Source organism: Vogesella oryzagri (genome assembly GCF_040148885.1).
Taxonomy (GTDB): Bacteria; Pseudomonadota; Gammaproteobacteria; order Burkholderiales; family Chromobacteriaceae; genus Vogesella; species Vogesella oryzagri.
This window is the reverse complement of sequence record NZ_JBEFLD010000005.1, coordinates 194,183-214,493: the sequence shown is the minus strand read 5'-3', so window position 1 is coordinate 214,493 and position 20,311 is coordinate 194,183. Positions and strand designations below refer to the sequence as shown.

Sequence of the window (20,311 nt, the reverse complement as noted above, 5' to 3'; positions counted from 1 at the left end):
CTTGGGCAATGGGGGTGAGTCGGTAAGTTGGCCGCAACGCTATCACGCCTCGCTTGCCCGGTGTAGTGACAAAGTGTCGCAGCCAGGGCGCACGCGGCGCTCGGCGGGCAGGCCTGCTTTGCCGGCGTGGCCGCTCCGGCGCCATGGGCTGAACAGTGTGTTTGCGCAGCGCCGCCGGCAGCTATGCCAGAATCGCGCTTTTGCCGGCGGGAGCGTAGCGATGCAGCAATTCGAGGGTAGTTGCCAGTGCGGCCAGGTGCGCTACCGCGTCAGCGGCCGAGTGGCAACGCTGTTTGCCTGCCATTGCCGCGATTGCCAGCGCCAGTCAGCCAGTGCCTTCGGCATGGCGCTGTGGCTGCGCGATGCCGAACTGACCCTGCTGCAGGGCGTGACCGCCAGCTGGCCGCGGCACACCCCCAGCGGCCGCATCACCGATTGCCAGTTCTGCCCGCAGTGCGGCAGCCGATTGTTTCATCAGAACCGCGACACGCCGCAGTTCCTCAGCATCAAGCCCGGCTCGCTGGACGACACCGGCTGGCTGCGCCCGGCGGCGCACATCTGGACGCAAAGCGCGCAGCCGTGGCTGGCGCTGCCGGCCGAGGTGCCGAGCTGGCCGCAGAATCCGGACGACTTCGCCGCACTGATTGCCGCCTGGCAGGCGGCCCCCGGCGATTGCCGCGGCTGATGCGCAAGCTGGTGCAAGACGCCGGCGAACGGCCGTGGCAAGCTGCGGCCAACCTTGTGGAGAAAAAACATGTCTGACCGCGTTTCCGCGCTGCTGGCCGGCAGCCGCGACACCATCCCCATGCTGGTGGGCGCCGCGCCGTTCGGGGTGATCTTCGGCACCCTGGCCATCGCCAGCGGCATTCCGGCCTGGGCCACGCTGGCGCTGTCGGCGCTGGTGTTCGCCGGCTCGTCGCAGTTCGTTGCCGTCGGCCTGATCGGCGGCGGGGTGGCGCTGCCGGTGCTGTGGCTGACCACCTTCGTGGTCAACCTGCGCCACGCGCTGTACAGCGCCACGCTGCTGCCGCACGCACGCCATCTGCCGGCACGCTGGCGCTGGCCGCTGGCGTTCTGGCTCACCGACGAAACCTTCGCCGTGGTGGAGCATCGCCTGCGCGAGCATGGCGACGACATGGCCGGTGCCTGGTACTGGCTGGGCTCGTCGCTGGCCATGTATCTGAACTGGCTACTGTGGACCACCGCCGGCGTGCTGCTGGGGCAAAGCGTGCCCGGCCTGGCCGAGCTGGGGCTGGATTTCGCCATGGTGGCCACCTTCGCCGCCATCGTGGCGCCGCAATTGAAAAAGCGCCCGGTATTGATCGCCGCGCTACTGGCCGGCAGCGTGGCGCTGGCAGCGCGCGGGCTGCCGTACAAGCTGGGGCTGATGCTGGCGGCGGTGGCCGGCGTGGCCGGCGGCGTGCTGGCGGAAAGGTCGGCCGCAGGCGCGCCGCAGGAGGAGCAGGCATGAACCTGACGACACAGCAATTGCTGCTGGCGATTGCCGGCATGGTGGTGGTGACCTACGGTATTCGCCTGAGCTTCCTGGTGTTCGGCCATCGGCTGGCGTTTCCGCACTGGCTGGAGCGCAGCCTGCGCTACGTGCCGGCGGCGGTGCTGACCGCGCTGATCGTGCCGATGGCGCTGGCGCCGCAGGGCGACATCGAACTGACGCTGGCCAATGCCTACCTGCCGGGCACGCTGGCGGCCGGTGCGCTGGCGTTCTTCACCCGCCGCACCCTGCTGGCCATCATCGGCGGCTTCGTGGTGTACGGCCTGTGGCGCTGGCTTATGTAGCCTTGTCGGTGGCCTGGGCGGCAGCGACCCGCTCGGCCGCCTCCGGCGCGCCGAACAGCAGCGTCAGTCGGGCGCGCCAACCGCGTGCGGCCAACGTTTCGCGCAGCATGTCGCGCCACTCCACCACGCTCACCCACAACGGGTTGACGCTGGGCACCGGCTTCACCGTGCCGTAGCGGCACGGCTCGTCCGCGCTTTCCGCCACGTAGCTGCCGAACAGACGGTCCCAGATCACCAGCACCCCGGCGTAGTTGTGGTCGATGTAGCGTGGATTGAGTGCGTGGTGGCTGCGGTGGATGGATGGGGTGTTGAACAGGTATTCCAGCCAGCCCAGCCGCGGCACTGCCTGGGTGTGCACAAAGAACTGGAAGGCGAGGTTGAGCAGCACCACCGCTACCACCTGCTGCGGAGCGAAGCCGAGCCAGGCCAGCGGCAGCCAGAACGCCCACATGCCGGCCAGCGGGTACAGCAGGCTCTGACGGAAGGCGGTGGACAGGTTCATGCGCGTGGAGCTGTGGTGCACGCTGTGCGCCGCCCACAGCCAGCGCACGCGGTGGCTGGCGCGGTGAAACCAGTAGTAGAGAAAGTCCTGTGCCAGGAACAGCAGCAGCGTGCCGCCCCAACCGCTGGGCGGGGTGAACAGGCGGTAGTGCTGGTAGACATACTGGTACAGCGGAATCACCAGCAGCCAGGCCAGCTTGTCGGCGCCCTGGTGCAGCAGCGCCAGGCCGGCATTGCACAGCGTGTCCGGCCAGCTGTAGACATCGGCGCGGCCACGGCGGCGCCAGTAGACCATCTCCCAGGCCACACAGGCCAGAAACAGCGGCGCCAGCGCCAGCAGCAGCAACTCCACTTGCATCCCCATCTCCTCGTGTTGGCCGCACTGCGTGGCACGGCCTTGTTTAGAGTCACGGCTCTATAGTGGCGGCAGGCAATATCGATTGCAACAGACGTTTGATTTGTCTTGCGCAGCGATAATGCTCATGTCGTATAATGCCGTTTTCATGGAGGTGACGATGAACGCAAGAAAATGGTGTATCGCTGGACTGATGCTGACCAGCCTGCAGGGCTGGGCCGGGTCGCTGGAGTTCAATCCGTCGGAGAAAGTCGCCGTCGGCCTGCTGTCCATCCTCGCCACCCCGGTCGGGCTGGTGAGGGGCAGTGCCGAGGGACAGCCGTTCACCGGCTCGATGCTGCCGGTGATCGGCACCGCTTTCGTGGTGACCGGCGTGGTGGAGGCCAGCGGCGGCGGCGTGCGGGTGCTGCTGGAAGGCGCCAAGGATGGCAGCAAGCTGGCGCTGGACATGTCCAGATCGGCGTTGCAGGCATCCGGCACCGTGATCGGCGCCACGGTACAGGCGTCGGCTACCGCCAGTGGCACGCTGCTGGTGGCGTCCGGCAAGGTGCTGGCCTTCATCCCCAATGCGCTGGGCGAGGCGCTGCTGGAGCATAACCATGTGCCGTCGTAAGCCGCTGCTGGGCAGCGCGCTGCTGCTGGCCTGCCTGGCGGCACCGGCGCAGGCCGGCCGCTCCTGCGAGGAAAAACAGCTATCACCGGATAGCTTCCGCCTGGCGCTGGGTACCGCCCAGCAGACCCAGCAGCGGCTGGAACAGCTGGGCACGTCGGTGGCCATCATCGGGCGGGTGGGGCAGGATCTGAGCAAGTATGGTCTGCGCTACACCCACGCCGGCATCGTCTACCGCGCCGGCGATGGGCGCTGGCGCGTGGCAGAGTTGCTGAATGAATGCGGCAGCGACCGGGCGGAGCTGTGGAACGACGGGCTGGGTACTTTCTTCCTGGACGACATGTTCGCCTTCGACACGGTGCTGTTGTTGCCGCCGCCGGCCGTGGCCAGGAGCCTGGGGGCGCGGCTGCAGGACGGCCCGCTGCTACGCACCATGTTCTCCGCCCGCTACAGCCTGACCGCCTATCCGTTTGCCACCCGCTACCAGAACTCCAATGCCTGGGTGCTGGAAACGCTGGTGGCGGCCAGCAGCGGTAACCGCCTGTATACCCGCGAGCAAAGCCAGCAGTGGCTGCAGAAAAACGGCTACCAGCCCAGTGAGCTGAACCTGGGAGCGCTGACCCGCCTCGGCGGCCGCATGTTCAAGGCTAACGTTGCCTTTGACGATCACCCTAACGAGCTGCGCTACAGCGACCGCATCCGCACGGTGACGGTGGATTCCATCATCCAGTTCTTCATGGCGCGCAACGAGGGCTGGCAGGTGGAGGAGATCGCGGCGCCGGTGCTGAAGCGCTACTGATGCAGCGCTGTAGCCGCGGCGCTGAGCAGCGGCCACAGTCGCTCGGCGTCGGCGGGGTCGAAATCGGCGTGCTTGCGTTTTTTCACGCCGTGGTCGGATAGCTCGATGTTGCTGTCGGCGCGGATGCCGGCCTGGTTCAGGCAGCCCTGCACACAGGCCAGCGGGCAGCCGTCCAATGCCAGGATGCGGCGGCCGCTGCGCGCCAAGCGCAGCAGCGCCGGCACCTGTCCACCGACGCCGGCGATGCACGACATCTCGGCCATGCCGGCGCGGGTCAGGCGCAAGGCAAAGTGGTTGGCCAGCTGCGCGGCGCTGGAACAGCCGGAGCAGGAGTAGACCAGCGGCAGGGCGGGATCGGGCTTCATGCGGACAAGCCTAGCGCCAGCCAGCAGGCCGGGCTATTGGCCGGGTGGACTAGGCCGAAAGGCGATGCGGCCAACGTTAAGGTTGGCCGCAGGCATGGTCGACACGTGTGGCTTAGCGCTTGCGGTTGCCGATGCTCATCAGCATGCCCAGCGCCACCGCCAGCGACACGGTGGCGGTGCCGCCGTAGGACATGAACGGCAGCGGCACGCCCACCACCGGCAGGATGCCGGCCACCATGCCCATGTTCACGAACGCGTACACGAAGAACGACAGCGTGATGGCGCCGGCCAGCAGGCGGCCGTACAGCGTCTGCGCGCGGGCGGTGATCAGCATGCCGCGGCTGATGATGCACAGGTACAGCACCAGCAGCGTCAGGTTGCCAAGCAGGCCGAACTCCTCGGAATACACCGCGAAGATGAAGTCGGTGGTGCGCTCGGGAATATAGTCGAGGTGGGTCTGGCTGCCGTTGAGCCAGCCCTTGCCCCACGGCCCGCCGGAGCCGATGGCGATCATTGACTGGATGATGTGGTAGCCGTCGCCCAGCGGGTCCTGCATCGGGTCGAGCAGGGTCAGCACCCGGCGGCGCTGGTAGTCGTGCATCATGTTCCACACCACCGGCAGGCTGGCGGCAAACGCCACCAGGCCGCCGATGATCACCTTCCACGACAGCCCGGCAAAGAACAGTACGAAGAAACCGGCGCCCATGATCAGCACCGCGGTGCCCAGGTCCGGCTGCTTCAGCACCAGCACGCCGGGCACGGCGATCAGCAGCGCCGCCACGATGTAGTGCCGCCAGTTGAGCGTGGTTTCGTATTTCTGGAAGTACCACGCCAGCATCATCGGCAGCGCGATCTTCATGATTTCCGATGGCTGGATGCGCACGATGCCCAGGCTCAGCCAGCGCTGCGAGCCGTTGACGATCACCCCGAACAGCTCCACGCCGATCAGCAGCAGCACCCCCACCGCGTACAGCGGCGGCGCGAAGTTCATCACCGCCTGCGGCCGCGCCTTGGCCAGTACCCACATCACCACCAGCGACAGCAGGGTATAGACCAGCTTGTTGTCGATCTTGTACCAGCTCTGGTTGGAGGCGGAGTACAGCACCAGCAGGCTGAGCATGAACACGCCGCCCAGAAACGCCATCAGCCAGCCGTCGAACGGCTCGGCGATGGCATCCCAGATGCGTTTAGCGAGCGGCTGATGCATCGCGGGCTCCTTGGTCCGGTTTTTTGGTGGCGGGCATGGTCAGCAACTGGCCTTCCAGTTCGGCCGGTACCTTGCCGGTCAGCGCGAAATCGGTCACCGCGCGGGCGATCGGCGCGGCACTGGTGGCGCCGAAGCCGGCGTTTTCCACGATCACGGCGATGGCGATGGTCGGGTGTTCCACCGGCGCGAAGGAGATGAACCAGGAGTGGTCGCGGTATTGCTCGGCCAGTGCGCCGGCGTTGTACTTGGCGCCCTGCTTGATCTGCACCACCTGCGCGGTGCCGGTCTTGCCGGCCATGCTGTAGGTGAGGCCGCCGCTGATGCGGAAGGCGGTGCCGCCCGGCTGCAGTACCGCGCGCATGCCTTCTTTCACCGTGGCGAAATGCTGCGGCTTGAACGCCAGCGCGCGCAGCGGCTGCGGGTCGATCAGCTTTTCCTTGTTGCTGCGGGCGTCGACGATCTTCTGCACCAGGTGCGGCTTGAATACCTTGCCGTCATTGGCCAGGATGGCGGTGGCGTTGGCCATCTGCAGCGGGGTGTAGGCATTGAAACCCTGGCCGATGCCGACGCTGACCACGTCGGCCGGATACCAGCGGCCAACCTCCGGCCGTGCCTTGGCAAAGCGCTTGGCTTTCCATTCCTTGCTGGGCAGCACCCCGCTGGCCTCGCTGTCCAGGTCGATACCGGTCTTGCTGCCCAGCCCGAACTGCGCCACCAGCGGGTGGATGCGGTCGATGCCCATCTCCCACGCCAGGCGGTAGAAATAGGTATCGGACGATACGGCGATGGCCTTGGCCAGGTTCACCATGCCGTGGCCGCTGGGCACCGAGTCGCGGAACTGGTGGCTGGAGCCGGGCAGGGTGAAATAACCGGGCGCCGGGCGCAGCTCGTTGGGATTGAGCGCCCCGGCTTCCAGCCCGGCCATGGCAAAGAACGGCTTGAAGGTGGAACCCGGCGGGTACAGCCCGCGCAAGGCGCGGTTCACCAGCGGTTTCTGCCAGTCGTCGTTCAGGTTTTTCCAGGTGGCGGCGTCGATGCCGTCGATGAACAGGTTGGGGTCGAAGCCCGGCTTGGACACGAAGGCGAGCACGCCGCCGGTCTGCGGGTTGATGGCCACCAGCGCGCCGCGGCGCATGCCGAACAGCTTGTCGGCGATCTCCTGCATGCGGATATCCAGCGCCAGCTGCAGGTTGTTGCCGTGTACCGGCGGGGTGCGGCGCAGGCTGCGCACCGCGCGACCACCGGCATCGGTTTCAACTTCTTCAAAACCGTTCTGGCCGTGCAGCTCGGTTTCGTAAGTAGCCTCCAGCCCCAGCTTGCCGATGTGGGTGGCGCCGCGGTAGTTGGCCAGCGTGCCATCCTCTTCCATGCGCTTCTGGTCGTTCTGGTTGATGCGACCGATATAGCCCAGCACATGGCTGGTCAGTTCCTTGTACGGGTAGTCGCGGAACAGCCAGGCGCGCACTTCCACGCCGGGGTAGCGCCAGATGTTGGCCGCCAGCCGCGCGGCCTCGTCTTCCTTCAGCTTGAGCTTGAGCGGAACCGGCTCGAACTCCTTGCTCTCGGCGAGAAACTTGCGAAAGCGGCGCTCGTCGCGCGGGGTGATTTCCACCAGCGTTCCCAGTGCCTTTACCGTGGCGTCCAGGTCGGCAATCTTGTCCGGAATCAGTTCCAGCGTGTAGGCCGCGTGGTTCTGCGCCAGCACGATGCCGTTGCGGTCCAGGATCAGCCCGCGGTTGGGTTGCACCGGTACCAGCGAGATGCTGTTGTTTTGCGCCAGCGTGGAAAAGTGGTCGTACTGCAGCACCTGCAGCCAGACAAAGCGTGCGGCCAACAGTAGCAGCATCAGCACCATGAAGCCGAAGGCGATCAACAGCCGCAGCTGGAACTGGCTTTCTTCGGATTGCGGGTCTTTCAGACGGGCATGACGTGACATTGCGGCTTACACGCTGTGGTGGCGATAGGGCAACAGCAGCAGCTTGTTGAGCAGCGGCCACAGCAGCGCGCCCACCAGCGGCGGCAGGAAATAGCCCCAGCCGATAAAGGCGGCACCACTGGCAAGACGTACCAGCACCATGATCACCTGGTTGGCCTGCAACAGCGCGAGGATCACCAGCGCCTGCTGCCCCAGGTTGAACATCACCAGCTGGCGCTGGCGCAGCTGCACCAGGTAGGCGGTGATGCTGTAGGCCAGCGCATGCTGGCCGAACAGGCCGGCGGTGGCCACGTCGGCAATCAGGCCGATCAGGAATGCCATGCCGACGCCGATGCGGCGCGGCTGGTTGATGGCCCAGTGCAGGATCAGGATGGCGACCACGTCCGGCAGCCAGCGGGTAGAGCCCACCGGCAGCGGCAGCAGCTCCAGCAGCAGGGCCACAGTGAAAGTCAGGGTGATGAAGCGGCGGCGTACCGGCTTGAGCAGTTCCTGCGGGCGTTCGTAGCTCATGGTCTAGCCAGCATCCTCGTCAGTGGTTTTTTTCTTTTTGACGCTTGGTTCCGGTTCCGGCAGCGGTGCCGGCGGCACTGCCGAGCGTGTCGGTAGCACCAGCACATAGCGGCTGGACTGTACCCCGGCCACGCTCTGGCACAGCACGCGGGCAAAGGCGGCGCCGGCCGGACGATCGACATGGGTAACGCGGGCCACCGGGATGCCGTCCTGGTACAGGCCATCGATGCCGGAGGTGACCAGCTGGTCGCCCGGGCGGATGTCGGAGCCGGAGGACAGGTAGCGCACTTCCACGCCACCGCCATAACCGTACAGCAGCGTGCGCTGGCCGGTGCGCAGGTTGACCACTGGCACCATCTGGTTCTTGTTGACGATCAACGTGATTTCCGATGTCAGCGGCTGTACGCGGGTGATCTGGCCGATCAGCCCCTGCTCGTCGATCACCGGCAACCCGGCCTTGACGCCGGCATCCATGCCCTTGTCGATGATGATCTTGTAGCTGAACGGGTCGCGCGCGGTGTACAGCACCTCCGCCAGTTGGCCGCCGTCGCTGCGGCCGGCCTTGAGCTGGTTCAGCGCCTTCAGCTGCGCCAGTTCGCGCTCCAGCATCTGCAGCCGCATCAGGCGGCCGGATTGCGCCAGCTCCAGACTGCGCAGGCGGTCGTTTTCCTGTTTCAGCTCGGCCTGGGTCACAAAAAAGTCGCCGATATGACGACCGGCGGCCAGCGGCAGGTTGACGGCGCGCTGTACCGGGTACAGCAGCACCGAGATGGCGTCGCGGGCGCGATCCATCAGGCCGAAATGGCTGTCGCCCACCAGCAGGGCCAGCGAGGCGAGCACGCACAGGATCAGGCGCGCACCGGGACTCAGGCCCTGGTTGGCGAAGCTCGGAGAATTGGCGAAGTTCATGCGACCGCGCACCGCCCGTGACCGGACGGTGCCTCAGGAGTAGCGGTTAGGGAACGTTGGTGAAGATGGTGCCAACCTTGTCCATCTTGTCCAGCGCCTTGCCGGAGCCGCGTACCACGCAGGTCAGCGGTTCTTCGGCCACGAATACCGGCAGACCGGTTTCTTCGGCCAGCAGGCGGTCGATGTCCTTCAGCAGTGCGCCACCACCGGTCAGCACCATGCCCTTGTCGGCGATGTCGGCGCCCAGTTCCGGCGGGGTCTGTTCCAGTGCGATTTTCACGGCGGACACGATCTGGTTCAGCGGCTCGGTTAGTGCTTCCAGGATCTCGTTGCTGGACACGGTGAAGGCGCGCGGAATGCCTTCGGCCAGATTGCGACCCTTGACTTCCATTTCCTTCACTTCGGTGCCCGGGAAGGCGGAACCAATGGTTTTCTTGATTTCTTCGGCGGTGGTTTCGCCGATCAGCATGCCGTAGTTGCGACGGATGTAGTTGATGATGGCTTCATCAAACTTGTCGCCACCGACGCGTACAGAGTTGGAGTACACCACGCCGCCCAGCGAAATCACGCCCACTTCGGTGGTGCCACCACCTATGTCCACCACCATGGAACCGGTCGGGTCTTCCACCGGCAGACCGGCGCCGATGGCGGCTGCCATCGGCTCTTCGATCAGCTCGACACGGCGCGCGCCGGCGGCCAGTGCCGAATCCTTGATCGCACGGCGTTCCACTTGGGTGGAACCGCACGGTACGCAGATCACGATGCGCGGGCTGGCGGCGAAGAAGCGGTTCGGGGTGACCTTCTTGATGAACTGCTTCAGCATCTGTTCGGTCACGGTGAAGTCGGCGATCACGCCGTCCTTCATCGGGCGGATGGCTTGAATGCTGCCCGGGGTGCGGCCCAGCATTTTCTTGGCTTCCAGGCCGACGGCCAGGATGGATTTCTTGTTGGTGGGCGCATCGCTGTGAATGGCAACCACCGACGGCTCATCAAGCACGATCCCTTTGCCGCGCATGTAGATCAGGGTGTTGGCCGTGCCGAGGTCGATGGCCAGATCATTGGAAAAGTAGCCGGTGAGCGAACGAAACATGTGGCGATCCTGAAAAGATTTTTGGTGGCGCGGGCGCTATGGACGCCCGGCAAGCCCGGTGGCGGTTTGGTCATCTTGCAGGCGAAAGGTTCAACAGGCGTTACAGCGTGAGAAACCCGCCCGGCGGCCCTGCGCAATGGCCTTGTGTTCTTGGGTGAATCAAACCAGTTATGATACCCTACAACGCTTGAATTATTAAAGGTTTTGACGAGGGTGTCATGTCGCTGACTCATGAGGATGTTGCGCGGATTGCGCGTTTGTCCCGCATCGCTGTAACCGACGCCGAAATCGAGGCCGTCGGCAAGCAGCTGAACAATATTCTGGGCCTGATCGAACAGATGCAGGCCGTCGACACCGATGGCATCGAACCGATGGCGCACCCGCAGGATGTAAGCCTGCGACTGCGCGACGACGTCGTCACCGAGCCGAACCGCCGCGAAGCTTGCCAGGCGGTGGCGCCGCAGGTGGAAAAAGGCCTGTTCCTGGTGCCCAAGGTTATCGAATAACGCGGCCAACCCTGGCCGTTCCGCATGGCACCAGCCATGCGCTTATGTCATTCCGGACGGAAATCAACACGCAATGATTAACGCCACGCTGAAACAGCTTTCCGCGCAACTGGCCGCCGGCCAGCTCAGCGCCGTCGAGCTGGCTACTGCCTATCTCGACCGCATCGATGCGCTCAATCCGCAGCTGAACGCCTTCATCACCGTCGACCGCGCCAAGACGCTGGCCGAGGCCGCTGCCGCCGATGCGCGCCGCGCCGCCGGCAATGCCGGTGCGCTTACCGGTGTGCCCATCGCGCACAAGGACATCTTCTGCCAGCAGGGCTGGAAGACCAGCTGCGGCTCGAAGATGCTGGACAACTTCATCGCCCCGTACAGCGCGCATGTGGTCGAGCAGTGTCAGGCCGCCGGTCTGGTAACGCTGGGCCGCGCCAATATGGACGAGTTCGCCATGGGCTCCTCCAACGAAAACAGCTTCTACGGCGCCGTGAAAAACCCGTGGGACCTGCACGCCATTCCGGGCGGCTCCTCCGGTGGCTCCGCCGCCGCGGTGGCAGCACGCCTGGCGCCGGTGGCCACCGCCACCGATACCGGCGGTTCCATTCGCCAGCCGGCCAGCCATTGCGGCGTCACCGGCATCAAGCCCACCTACGGCGTGGTGTCGCGCTTCGGCATGGTGGCCTACGCCAGCTCGCTGGATCAGGGCGGGGTGATGGCGCAGACCGCCGAGGACTGCGCGCTGATGCTGAACGTGATAGCCGGCTTCGACGAGCGCGACTCCACCAGTTTGGAGCGCGCCAAGGAAGACTACAGCCGTGATCTGGTGCAGCCGCTGGCCGGCCTGCGCGTTGGTTTGCCGCGCGAATACTGTGCCGCCGGTCTGGCCGGCGACGTTGGCCGCATCATCGACAACGCCGTCGCCGAGCTGAAAAAGCTGGGCGCCGAAGTGGTGGAAGTGAGTCTGCCCAACACCCAGCTGTCGATTCCGGCCTACTACGTGATCGCCCCGGCGGAAGCCTCCGCCAACCTGTCGCGCTTCGACGGTGTGCGCTACGGCCACCGCGCCAGCGAGTACAAGGACCTGGTGGACATGTACGAGAAGACCCGCGCCGAAGGTTTCGGCAGCGAGGTGAAGCGCCGCATCATGGTGGGTACCTATGTATTGAGCCACGGTTACTACGATGCCTACTACATCAAGGCGCAGAAGATCCGTCGCCTGATCGCCGACGACTTCAAGGCCGCGTTCGCCAGTTGCGACGTGATCCTGGGGCCGGTGGCGCCGACCGCCGCTTTCAATCTGGGCGAGAAGTCCGGCGACCCGGTGCAGATGTACCTGTCGGACATTTACACCCTGTCGGTGAACCTGGCCGGCCTGCCGGCGATGAGCGTACCAGCCGGCTTCAGCGACAACGGTCGCCCGGTGGGGCTGCAGATCATCGGCAACTATTTCGGCGAGGCGCGCATGCTGAACGTGGCGCACCAGTTCCAGCAGGCGACTGACTGGCATACCCGCGCTCCGGCGCTGTAAGCGCCTGTTCACGATCTGCTGCGCGTCGGCGATACAGCGTTGAAAACGCTTTCGGAATGCTCATTGACTCAATGTCAACTCTGCTTCCTCAGTCGTTTTCGCCTTGTCTCGCTCTAGCTCGCGAGATCGTGAACACGCGCTAATCGCGATTAATGTAAAGGTTGGCCGCATGCGGCCAACCTTCTGAACAGAAAAAGGATTTTCCAACCATGAAATGGGAAGTCGTTATCGGTCTTGAGGTGCATGTGCAGCTCAACACCGTGTCCAAGATTTTCTCCGGCGCCAGCACTGCCTTCGGCGCCGAGCCGAACACCCAGGCCTCGCTGGTGGAGCTGGCATTGCCCGGCGTGCTGCCGGTGATGAACAAGGCGGTGGTGGACAAAGCCATTCGCCTGGGGCTGGCGCTGGACGCCAGCATCAACCAGAAGAACGTGTTCGCGCGCAAAAACTACTTCTACCCCGACCTGCCCAAGGGCTATCAGATCAGCCAGATGGAGCTGCCGATTGTCGAGCACGGCAAGCTGGCGATTCTGGTGGGCGACGAGGAAAAGGTGATCCGCGTTACCCGTGCGCACATGGAAGAAGATGCCGGCAAATCGCTGCATGAAGACTTCCATGGCATGACCGGCATCGACCTCAATCGCGCCGGTACGCCGCTGCTAGAGGTGGTGTCCGAGCCGGATATGCGTTCGCCGGAAGAGGCGGTGGCCTACGCCAAGACGCTGCATACCCTAGTGACCTGGCTGGGCATCTGCGACGGCAATATGCAGGAAGGCAGCTTCCGTGTGGATGCCAACGTGTCGGTGCGTCCGTTCGGCCAAGCCGAATTCGGCACCCGCCGCGAGATCAAGAACCTGAACTCGTTCCGCTTCCTGGAGCAGGCGATCAAGTACGAGATCCAGTGGCAGATCGACACCATCGAGGACGGCGGCAAGATCCAGCAGGCCACCGTGCTGTTCGATCCGGACAGCGGCGAAACCCGCATGATGCGCAGCAAGGAAGACGCGCACGATTACCGCTACTTCCCGGACCCGGACCTGCTGCCGGTGCGCATCAGTGACGAGCAGATTGCCCGCATCCGCGGTGACATGCCGGAACTGCCGGGGCAGATGAAGGCGCGTTTTGCCGAGCAATACGGCGTGTCGGCTTACGACGGCGCGCTGCTGACGTCCAGTCTGGCGCTGGCGCAGTACTTCGAGGCGGTGACCAAGGCCACCGGTCAGGGCAAGCTGGCGGCCAACTGGCTGGGCGGCGAAGTGGCGGCACGACTGAATCGCGAAGGGCTGGACATCAGTGCCTGCCCGATCTCGGTGGAGCGCCTGTCCGGGCTGATTGTCCGCGTTGCCGATGGCACGCTGTCCAACAAGCTGGCCAAGCAGGTGTTTGATGCATTGTGGGAGAGCGACCTCTCCGCCGATGCCATCATCGAGCGCGACGGTCTGAAGCAGGTGTCGGATGTCGGTGCCATCGAGAAGATGGTGGAAGAAGCCATCGCGGCCAACCCCAAGGCGGTGGAAGAGTTCCGCGCCGGCAAGGAAAAAGCGCTCAACGCGCTGGCCGGTCAGGTGATGAAGGCGTCCAAGGGCAAGGCCAATCCGGCGCAGGTGCAAGAGATTCTGAAGCAGAAACTGGCCTGATCCGGTTGTAACGTGGCACAGGGCGGCGCACCCAGGCGGTGCGCCGCTGCTTTTTTGGCTGTGACCAATCGTGCCAATAGCATGAGTTGACATCCATTCTAGGGTTGTTTCCGTAAGCCGCTGATTTGTCTGAATTTCTCATTTGAAACAATCCGATAAGTCATTGTCGCCAAAGGCTAATTAGCACTTTTCGATGTTGACCGGGTAAAACCGTTTCCCTATAGTGGCGAAAAGTGGGGTGAAGTGGGTAATTGTGGGGCGACGGCCCCTAACTTCTAGGCGAAGTGTCCAAACAAAATGATCGGCGGCGTAAGTCTTGTCTCTCTTGATGCCAAGGGGCGTCTGGCCATTCCGGCCAGGCACCGCGAGACACTGCTGTCCGCTTTCGGCCACAAGCTTGTCGTTACCCTCGAATCCTCCGATCACCTGCTGATCTACCCCGAACCCAACTGGAAGCCCGTCGAGCAGCGCCTGCTGGCCTTGCCCAGCGGCAACCCCACGCTCAAAAGCTATCAGCGCCTGGTGCTTGGACACGCCGAGACGCTGGAAATGGATTCTGCCGGCCGTATCCTGCTGCCCGCCCGTCTGCGCGAGCTGACCCGGCTGGACAAGGACGTGGCACTGGTGGGTATGGGCAACCGCTTTGAACTGTGGGATGCCGCCGGTTGGGACAACCAGACCACGGCGGCACTCGACATTGATCCTGCTGACCTTGCGCAGCACCTTGGAGATTTCACGCTTTGACCGACGCAGTTTTTGTTCACCGCACGGTGCTACTCGATGAGGCCGTTGCGGCCCTCGCCATTCGTCCGGATGGCGTTTACGTCGATTGCACCTTCGGGCGCGGCGGCCATAGCCGGTTGATCCTGTCCCAGCTGGGGCCGCAGGGTCGGCTAATCGCTTTCGACAAAGACCCGGAAGCCATCGCCGTGGCCAGCGCGCTGGCGGCGGAAGATCCGCGCTTCACCATCGTGCACAACGGTTTCGAGACCTTCGCCACCGAGTTGGCCGCATTGCATGTGGCTCAGGTGGATGGCGTGCTGATGGACCTGGGTATTTCTTCGCCGCAGATCGACGATGGTCGTCGCGGCTTCAGTTTTCGTTTCGATGCGCCGCTGGACATGCGCATGGACACCACTCGCGGCATCACCGCAGCCGACTGGCTGGCGACTGCCGACGAGGCCGACATTGCAGAGGTAATCAAGACTTATGGTGAAGAGCGGTTTGCTCGCAAGATCGCAGCAGCCATTGTTGCGCAAAGGGCTGAGCGTCCCCTCGAGACGACGCGTGAGCTCGCCCTGCTCGTTGGGAAAAACGTCCGCACTCGGGAACCAGGTCAGGACCCCGCGACGCGAACCTTCCAGGCGATAAGGATTTTCATCAACCGCGAGCTGGATGAACTGAAGGCGGTGCTGCCGCAGGTGGTGTCGCATCTGGCGCTGGGCGGGCGTCTGGCGGTGATCAGCTTCCACTCGCTGGAAGACCGCATCGTCAAGAACTTCATTCGCGATGCCAGCACCACCGACACCCTGCCGTCGTGGGTGCCGGTGCGCGCCGCCGACATCGCCGAGGCGGCGATCAAGTCGGTGGGCAAAGCCATCCGCTGCAGTGCGGAAGAGGTGGCGGCCAACCCGCGCGCGCGCAGCGCCATCATGCGTGTGGCCGAGCGTACCGCCGGCGAATGGAAGGGGGCGGCGTGAGCATTAACAAGCTCAATGCCGCCTTGCTGGTGGCTGTGATCGGGTGCGCGATGTCGGTGGTGACCTCGCAGCATCTGTCACGTCGCCTGTACAACGAGCTGGAAAAACAGCAGAAGCTGTCGCGCCAGCTGGATGTGGAGTATGGCCAGCTGCTGCTGGAGCAAAGTACCTGGGGCGCGCATGCGCTGATCGAAAAATCGGCGTCCACTCGCCTGGGCATGCTGACGCCCAGCCAGCGCCAGGTGTACGTGATTACGCCGGAGGGGGTGCGATGAGCCGCGTCTATTCGCCGCCGATCCGCAATACCGTCAAGCCGCATATGCGGTTGGCGCCCGGCCGTGTGGCCGTGGTGCAGGTATTGCTGGGTCTGCTGCTGCTGGCGCTGTTGTCGCGGGCGATCTACCTGCAGGTGGTACAACAGGACTTCCTGCTGAACCAGGGCGAGGCGCGTTTCCGCCGCGCGCTGGTGCTGGAAGCCAACCGTGGTGTGATTACCGACCGCAACGGCGAGCCGCTGGCGATCAGCACCCCGGTGCAGTCGATCTGGGCCAGCCCGGTGGACATGAGCCCGGTACCGGCAGCCAAGTTGGCCGCATTGTCGCGCCTGCTGGAGCTGCCGCAAGCCGAATTGCAGCAGAAATTTGCCGACAAGAAACGCGAATTCGTTTATCTCAAGCGCCAGATCAGCCCGCAGCTGGCACAGCAGGTGATGGCGCTGGGCATTCCGGGCATTGCCAAACAGCAGGAATACCGTCGCTACTACCCGGCCGGCGAGATGCTGTCGCACGTGATCGGCTTTACCGGGGTGGATGGCAAGGGCCAGGAAGGCCTGGAGCTGACCCGCGAGAAAATGCTGGCCGGCAAGGCCGGCAGCCGTACCGTGTTGAAAGACCGTCGCGGTCACATCATTGAAGACGTCGCTGCCATCGAGCCGCCGCGTGACGGCCAGACCCTGGCGCTGTCCATCGACAAGCGCATCCAGTATCTGGCATTCCGCGAGCTGTCGGCGGCCACCGAGGCGTTCAAGGCCAAGGCCGGCGGCGTGGTGGTGCTGGACGCGCAGACTGGCGAGGTGCTGGCGCTGGCCAATACCCCGTCGTACAACCCCAACAACCGGGCGGTGCTGGAGCCGGAAATGCGCCGCAACCGCGCGGTGGTGGACATGTTCGAGCCGGGCTCCACCATGAAGCCGTTCACCGTGGCGATGGGCATCGACGCCGGCCGCATCACTCCGGATACCTGGTTTGATACCCGGCCCTACATGATCGGCCCGGCCACGGTGCGCGATTCGCACCCGAATCCGTCCCTGACCGTGTCCGGCATCATCCAGAAATCGTCCAACGTCGGCTCGTCCAAGATCGCGGCGATGTTCTCGCCGGAGCAGATGTGGACCTTCTACCGCCAGAGCGGCTTCGGCATCAGTCCGCAGTCCGGCTTCCCCGGCGAAAGCTCCGGTCGCCTGCGTGACTGGCAGGGCTGGCGCCCGATCGAGCAGGCCACCATGTCGTTCGGTTATGGCGTGACGGTGAGCCTGCTGCAGCTGGCGCGTGCCTACACCATCTTTACCCACGGCGGTGCGCTACTGCCGCTGTCGTTCACCAAGCTGGCGGTGCCCAACCCGGGACGGCAGGTGGTGAAGGAAGACACCGCGCGCAAGATGCGCCAGATGATGATCGCCGTGACCGAAGAAGGCGGTACCGCGGTGCGTGCCCAGGTACTGGGCTACCACGTGGCCGGCAAATCCGGTACCGCACGCAAACTGGTGGGCGGCCGCTACGCCTCGGACAAGCACATCGGCCTGTTTGTCGGCTTTGCCCCGGCCACCAACCCGCGCCTGATCGTGGCGGTGATGATCGACGAACCCTCTATCGGCGGCTACTACGGTGGCACCGTGTCCGGCCCGGCCTTCTCCAACATCATGGCCGGCAGCTTGCGCATTCTGGGGGTAGAGCCTGACGCTCCCTCCAATAACACACTGATTCCGGAACAGCAGATTTCGGAAGTGCGGGAAGAAACATGAAAAGCAGCCTGATCAACTTGCCGGACTGGGACCCTGCGGTACTGCAGGGTCTTGGCGTTGCCGTGAGCCGCGTCGAGACCGACAGCCGCCGCGTGCTGCCGGGCGACCTGTTCCTGGCCTGTCGTGGCGAATACAGCGATGGCCGCGATTTTATCGCCGCCGCGCTGGAAAAAGGCGCCGCCGCAGTGCTGTGGGACGATGCCGACGGCTTCCAGTGGAGCCCAGCCTGGCAGGTACCCAATCTGCCAGTGGCCAATCTGCGCGCCAATGCAGGCATCGTGGCCGCGCATGTCTATGGCTATCCCAGCCGCGATATGGCGGTGGTCGGCATCACCGGCACCAATGGCAAGACCTCGATTTCGCACTGGCTGGCGCAGGCCTATGCCTTGCTGGGCGAGAAGGCGGCGCTGATCGGCACCGTGGGCAATGGCTTCTACGGCGAACTGACCCAGACCACGCACACCACGCCGGACCCGATCACCGTGCAGCAGAAGCTGGCGGAATACCGCCGTCAGGGCGCCAGCGTGGTGAGCATGGAAGTGTCCAGCCACGGCCTGGACCAGTTCCGTGTCAACGGTGTGGCGTTCCGCAGCGCGGTGTTTACCAACCTGACCCGCGACCATCTCGACTACCACGGTAGCATGGAACAGTACGGCGCCTCCAAGGCCAAGCTGTTCCACTGGCAGGGGCTGCAGCATGCGGTGATCAATGCCGACGATGAGTTTGGTCGCACCCTGGCGGCCGGCATCGATGCCGCGCATACCCAGGTCATCACCTACGGCCTGGAGCAGGGCGATGTGCGCCCGCTGAGCCTGGCGGCCAACCTGGACGGCCTGCAGCTCACCGTTACCACGCCGTGGGGCGATGCCGACATCAAGAGCCCGCTGCTGGGACGCTTCAATGCGGCCAACATGCTGGCCTGCCTCGCGGTGCTGTGCGCCAACGGTGTGGCACTGGACGACGCCGCCCGCGTGCTGGGCAAGATCCAGCCGGCACGCGGCCGCATGCAGCGCATCGGCAGCAGCCTGGAGCCGCTGGTGGTGGTGGATTACGCCCATACCCCGGATGCGCTGGACAAGGCACTGGCCACGCTGTCGGATATCCGCCCGGCCGGCAGCAAGCTGTTCTGCGTGTTCGGCTGCGGCGGCGACCGCGACAAGGGCAAGCGCCCGATCATGGGTGGCATCGCCGAGCGCATCGCCGACGTGGCGGTGGTCACCAGCGACAACCCGCGCAGCGAAGACCCGCAGGCCATCATCAGCGACATCGTGGCCGGCATGCAGGCCGCAGGCCATGTCGAAATCGACCGCGCCGCCGCCATCCACTGGGCGGTGCTGCAGGCGCGCGTCGGCGACGTGGTGCTGATCGCCGGCAAGGGCCACGAGGAATACCAAGACATCGCCGGGGTGAAGCACCCGTTCTCCGATTTTCGCGTTGCCGAAGACGCACTCACCGCCTGGGGGGCCGCGCATGCTGATGCTGGCTGATGCCGCCCGCCTGCTGTCCGGCGAACTGCTCGGCAGCGATGCCGAGTTCCTGCGCGTGGTCACCGATAGCCGCGCGGTACAGGCCGGCGACCTGTTCGTGGCACTGAAGGGCGACAATTTCGACGCGCATGACTTCGTGCCGGAAGTGCTGGCCAAAGGCGCCTTCGCGCTGGTGCGCCGCGACTTTGCGCCGGCTGGCGGCAGTGTGATCCGCGTCGACGATACCCGGCTGGCGCTGGGCACCTTGGCCGCAGCCTGGTGCGCGCGGCTGAACGTGCAGCGCATCGGCATCACCGGCTCCAACGGCAAGACCACGGTCAAGGAAATGGTGGCCGCCATCCTGCGCGCCCACGTCGGCGACACCGCGGTGCACGCCACCGCCGGCAACTTCAACAACGATATCGGCCTGCCGCTGACACTGCTGGCGCTGCGCCCGGCGCACCGCTACGCGGTGATCGAGATGGGCATGAACCACTTTGGCGAGATCCGCTACCTGAGCGGGCTGACCCGGCCGCAGGTGGCGCTGGTCAACAATGCCATGCGCGCGCATCTGGGCGGCGGCTTCGACAGCACTGCCGACATCGCCCGCGCCAAGAGCGAAATCTTCGAAGGGCTGAGTGCTGACGGCGTCGCCATCATCAATGCCGACGACGCGCAGCAGGCGATCTTCGCCGCTGCCGCCGGCCAGCATCGCCAGCTGCGCTTCGGCCTGAGCGCTGCGGCCAACGTCAGCGCCCGCGACATCGTCGCCAGCGCGACCGGCAACTGTTTCACCCTGGTTTGCCCGCAAGGCGAGCAGGCCATCGAGCTGCCGGCTGCCGGCGAACACAATGTGCGCAACGCACTGGCCGCTGCCGCCGTGGCGCTGGCGCTGGAGGTGCCGCTGGCTGCCATCGCCGCCGGGCTGGCCGCCTTTGCCGGCATCAAGGGCCGGCTGCAGCTGAAGCAGGCCGCCTGCGGCGCTAGCGTGATCGACGACAGCTACAACGCCAATCCGGATTCGATGAAGGCCGGTATCGACGTGCTGGCTGCCTACCCGGCGCCGCGCATCTTCGTGATGGGGCAGATCGGCGAGCTGGGTGACACCGCGCCGCAACTGCACGCCGAAGTGGGCGCGCATGCTCGCGCCCGCGGCATCGAGCAGCTGCTGTGCCTGGGCGAGCTGAGCCGCCATGCGGCCAACGCCTATGGCGCCGGCGCACAGTATTTCGACGATCTGCCGGCCTTGCTCGCCGTGCTGGATCAGCAAGTCACCAGCGACAGTACCGTGCTGGTGAAGGGCTCGCGCTTCATGCGCATGGAGCGGGTGGTGCAACACCTGCAAACACCACAACAAGAACACGGGAAGGATTAAACG

General features: G+C 64.9%; 21 protein-coding genes. 14 read left to right on the top strand and 7 right to left on the bottom strand.

Annotated features, from left to right (window positions below; translation table 11 throughout):
- Positions 1 to 220: 220 nt before the first annotated feature.
- The 3 genes from ABNW52_RS11185 (at position 221) to ABNW52_RS11175 (ending at position 1,797) form a co-directional block, all read left to right on the top strand.
- Complete coding sequence (locus ABNW52_RS11185) at positions 221 to 685, top strand: GFA family protein (protein WP_349587637.1); 465 nt, start codon at positions 221 to 223, stop codon at positions 683 to 685.
- A gap of 69 nt (positions 686 to 754) precedes the next feature.
- Complete coding sequence (locus tag ABNW52_RS11180; RefSeq protein ID WP_349587634.1) at positions 755 to 1,471, top strand: AzlC family ABC transporter permease; 717 nt, start codon at positions 755 to 757, stop codon at positions 1,469 to 1,471.
- Positions 1,468 to 1,797: an AzlD domain-containing protein gene (locus tag ABNW52_RS11175; RefSeq protein WP_349587632.1), complete on the top strand. Its 330-nt coding sequence runs from the start codon at positions 1,468 to 1,470 to the stop codon at positions 1,795 to 1,797. The genes ABNW52_RS11180 and ABNW52_RS11175 overlap by 4 nt, the downstream gene beginning before the upstream one ends.
- Here the strand turns inward: ABNW52_RS11175 and ABNW52_RS11170 are convergent.
- Positions 1,790 to 2,656 carry a sterol desaturase family protein gene (locus ABNW52_RS11170; protein WP_349587629.1) on the bottom strand — a complete coding sequence of 289 codons (867 nt, stop codon included), beginning with the start codon at positions 2,654 to 2,656 and terminating at the stop codon, positions 1,790 to 1,792. The genes ABNW52_RS11175 and ABNW52_RS11170 overlap by 8 nt on opposite strands.
- A gap of 157 nt (positions 2,657 to 2,813) precedes the next feature.
- Between ABNW52_RS11170 and ABNW52_RS11165 the strand changes: the two genes are divergently transcribed.
- Complete coding sequence (locus tag ABNW52_RS11165) at positions 2,814 to 3,266, top strand: hypothetical protein (RefSeq protein ID WP_349587626.1); 453 nt, start codon at positions 2,814 to 2,816, stop codon at positions 3,264 to 3,266.
- Positions 3,253 to 4,062 (top strand): DUF2145 domain-containing protein, encoded by an 810-nt coding sequence (locus tag ABNW52_RS11160; RefSeq protein ID WP_349587625.1) that lies wholly within the window; start codon positions 3,253 to 3,255, stop codon positions 4,060 to 4,062. Before ABNW52_RS11165 ends, ABNW52_RS11160 begins: the two co-directional genes overlap by 14 nt.
- On the opposite strand, the gene ABNW52_RS11155 is transcribed toward ABNW52_RS11160, so the two are convergent.
- The 6 genes from ABNW52_RS11155 to ABNW52_RS11130 all read right to left on the bottom strand — a co-directional run bounded on the left by ABNW52_RS11155 (position 4,056) and on the right by ABNW52_RS11130 (position 10,079).
- A complete protein-coding gene (locus ABNW52_RS11155; RefSeq protein ID WP_349587622.1) occupies positions 4,056 to 4,427 on the bottom strand; it encodes a putative zinc-binding protein in 372 nt (123 codons plus the stop codon). The genes ABNW52_RS11160 and ABNW52_RS11155 overlap by 7 nt on opposite strands.
- 112 nt (positions 4,428 to 4,539) lie before the next feature.
- Entirely contained in the window at positions 4,540 to 5,634 is a 1,095-nt protein-coding gene (gene rodA, locus ABNW52_RS11150) for a rod shape-determining protein RodA (protein ID WP_349587620.1), read from the bottom strand.
- Positions 5,615 to 7,570: a penicillin-binding protein 2 gene (gene mrdA / locus ABNW52_RS11145; protein ID WP_349587617.1), complete on the bottom strand. Its 1,956-nt coding sequence runs from the start codon at positions 7,568 to 7,570 to the stop codon at positions 5,615 to 5,617. The genes rodA and mrdA overlap by 20 nt, the downstream gene beginning before the upstream one ends.
- A gap of 6 nt (positions 7,571 to 7,576) precedes the next feature.
- Positions 7,577 to 8,080: a rod shape-determining protein MreD gene (mreD, locus tag ABNW52_RS11140; RefSeq protein ID WP_349587615.1), complete on the bottom strand. Its 504-nt coding sequence runs from the start codon at positions 8,078 to 8,080 to the stop codon at positions 7,577 to 7,579.
- 3 nt (positions 8,081 to 8,083) lie between these two features.
- Positions 8,084 to 8,989, bottom strand: coding sequence for a rod shape-determining protein MreC (mreC, locus tag ABNW52_RS11135; protein ID WP_349587613.1), 906 nt, complete (start codon positions 8,987 to 8,989; stop codon positions 8,084 to 8,086).
- Positions 8,990 to 9,035: 46 nt separating this feature from the next.
- Entirely contained in the window at positions 9,036 to 10,079 is a 1,044-nt protein-coding gene (locus tag ABNW52_RS11130; RefSeq protein WP_349587610.1) for a rod shape-determining protein, read from the bottom strand.
- A gap of 218 nt (positions 10,080 to 10,297) precedes the next feature.
- On the opposite strand from ABNW52_RS11130, the gene gatC reads away from it, so the two are divergent.
- The 9 genes from gatC (at position 10,298) to ABNW52_RS11085 (ending at position 20,308) form a co-directional block, all read left to right on the top strand.
- Positions 10,298 to 10,585: an Asp-tRNA(Asn)/Glu-tRNA(Gln) amidotransferase subunit GatC gene (gene gatC, locus ABNW52_RS11125; RefSeq protein WP_349587608.1), complete on the top strand. Its 288-nt coding sequence runs from the start codon at positions 10,298 to 10,300 to the stop codon at positions 10,583 to 10,585.
- 73 nt (positions 10,586 to 10,658) lie between these two features.
- On the top strand, positions 10,659 to 12,110 hold the full coding sequence (gene gatA, locus ABNW52_RS11120) for an Asp-tRNA(Asn)/Glu-tRNA(Gln) amidotransferase subunit GatA (protein ID WP_349587605.1): 1,452 nt from the start codon (positions 10,659 to 10,661) through the stop codon (positions 12,108 to 12,110).
- 209 nt (positions 12,111 to 12,319) lie between these two features.
- Positions 12,320 to 13,747, top strand: a complete 1,428-nt coding sequence (gatB, locus tag ABNW52_RS11115; protein WP_349587604.1) for an Asp-tRNA(Asn)/Glu-tRNA(Gln) amidotransferase subunit GatB — start codon at positions 12,320 to 12,322, stop codon at positions 13,745 to 13,747.
- Between the two features lie 297 nt (positions 13,748 to 14,044).
- Positions 14,045 to 14,491 (top strand): division/cell wall cluster transcriptional repressor MraZ, encoded by a 447-nt coding sequence (gene mraZ / locus ABNW52_RS11110; RefSeq protein ID WP_349587602.1) that lies wholly within the window; start codon positions 14,045 to 14,047, stop codon positions 14,489 to 14,491.
- Positions 14,488 to 15,447 carry a 16S rRNA (cytosine(1402)-N(4))-methyltransferase RsmH gene (rsmH, locus tag ABNW52_RS11105; protein ID WP_349587599.1) on the top strand — a complete coding sequence of 320 codons (960 nt, stop codon included), beginning with the start codon at positions 14,488 to 14,490 and terminating at the stop codon, positions 15,445 to 15,447. The genes mraZ and rsmH overlap by 4 nt, the downstream gene beginning before the upstream one ends.
- On the top strand, positions 15,444 to 15,722 hold the full coding sequence (gene ftsL, locus ABNW52_RS11100) for a cell division protein FtsL (RefSeq protein ID WP_349587595.1): 279 nt from the start codon (positions 15,444 to 15,446) through the stop codon (positions 15,720 to 15,722). Before rsmH ends, ftsL begins: the two co-directional genes overlap by 4 nt.
- Complete coding sequence (locus ABNW52_RS11095) at positions 15,719 to 17,467, top strand: peptidoglycan D,D-transpeptidase FtsI family protein (RefSeq protein WP_349587592.1); 1,749 nt, start codon at positions 15,719 to 15,721, stop codon at positions 17,465 to 17,467. Before ftsL ends, ABNW52_RS11095 begins: the two co-directional genes overlap by 4 nt.
- Positions 17,464 to 18,954, top strand: a complete 1,491-nt coding sequence (locus ABNW52_RS11090; protein WP_349587590.1) for a UDP-N-acetylmuramoyl-L-alanyl-D-glutamate--2,6-diaminopimelate ligase — start codon at positions 17,464 to 17,466, stop codon at positions 18,952 to 18,954. The genes ABNW52_RS11095 and ABNW52_RS11090 overlap by 4 nt, the downstream gene beginning before the upstream one ends.
- On the top strand, positions 18,938 to 20,308 hold the full coding sequence (locus ABNW52_RS11085) for a UDP-N-acetylmuramoyl-tripeptide--D-alanyl-D-alanine ligase (protein ID WP_349587587.1): 1,371 nt from the start codon (positions 18,938 to 18,940) through the stop codon (positions 20,306 to 20,308). The genes ABNW52_RS11090 and ABNW52_RS11085 overlap by 17 nt, the downstream gene beginning before the upstream one ends.
- The last annotated feature ends 3 nt before the right edge of the window (positions 20,309 to 20,311 follow it).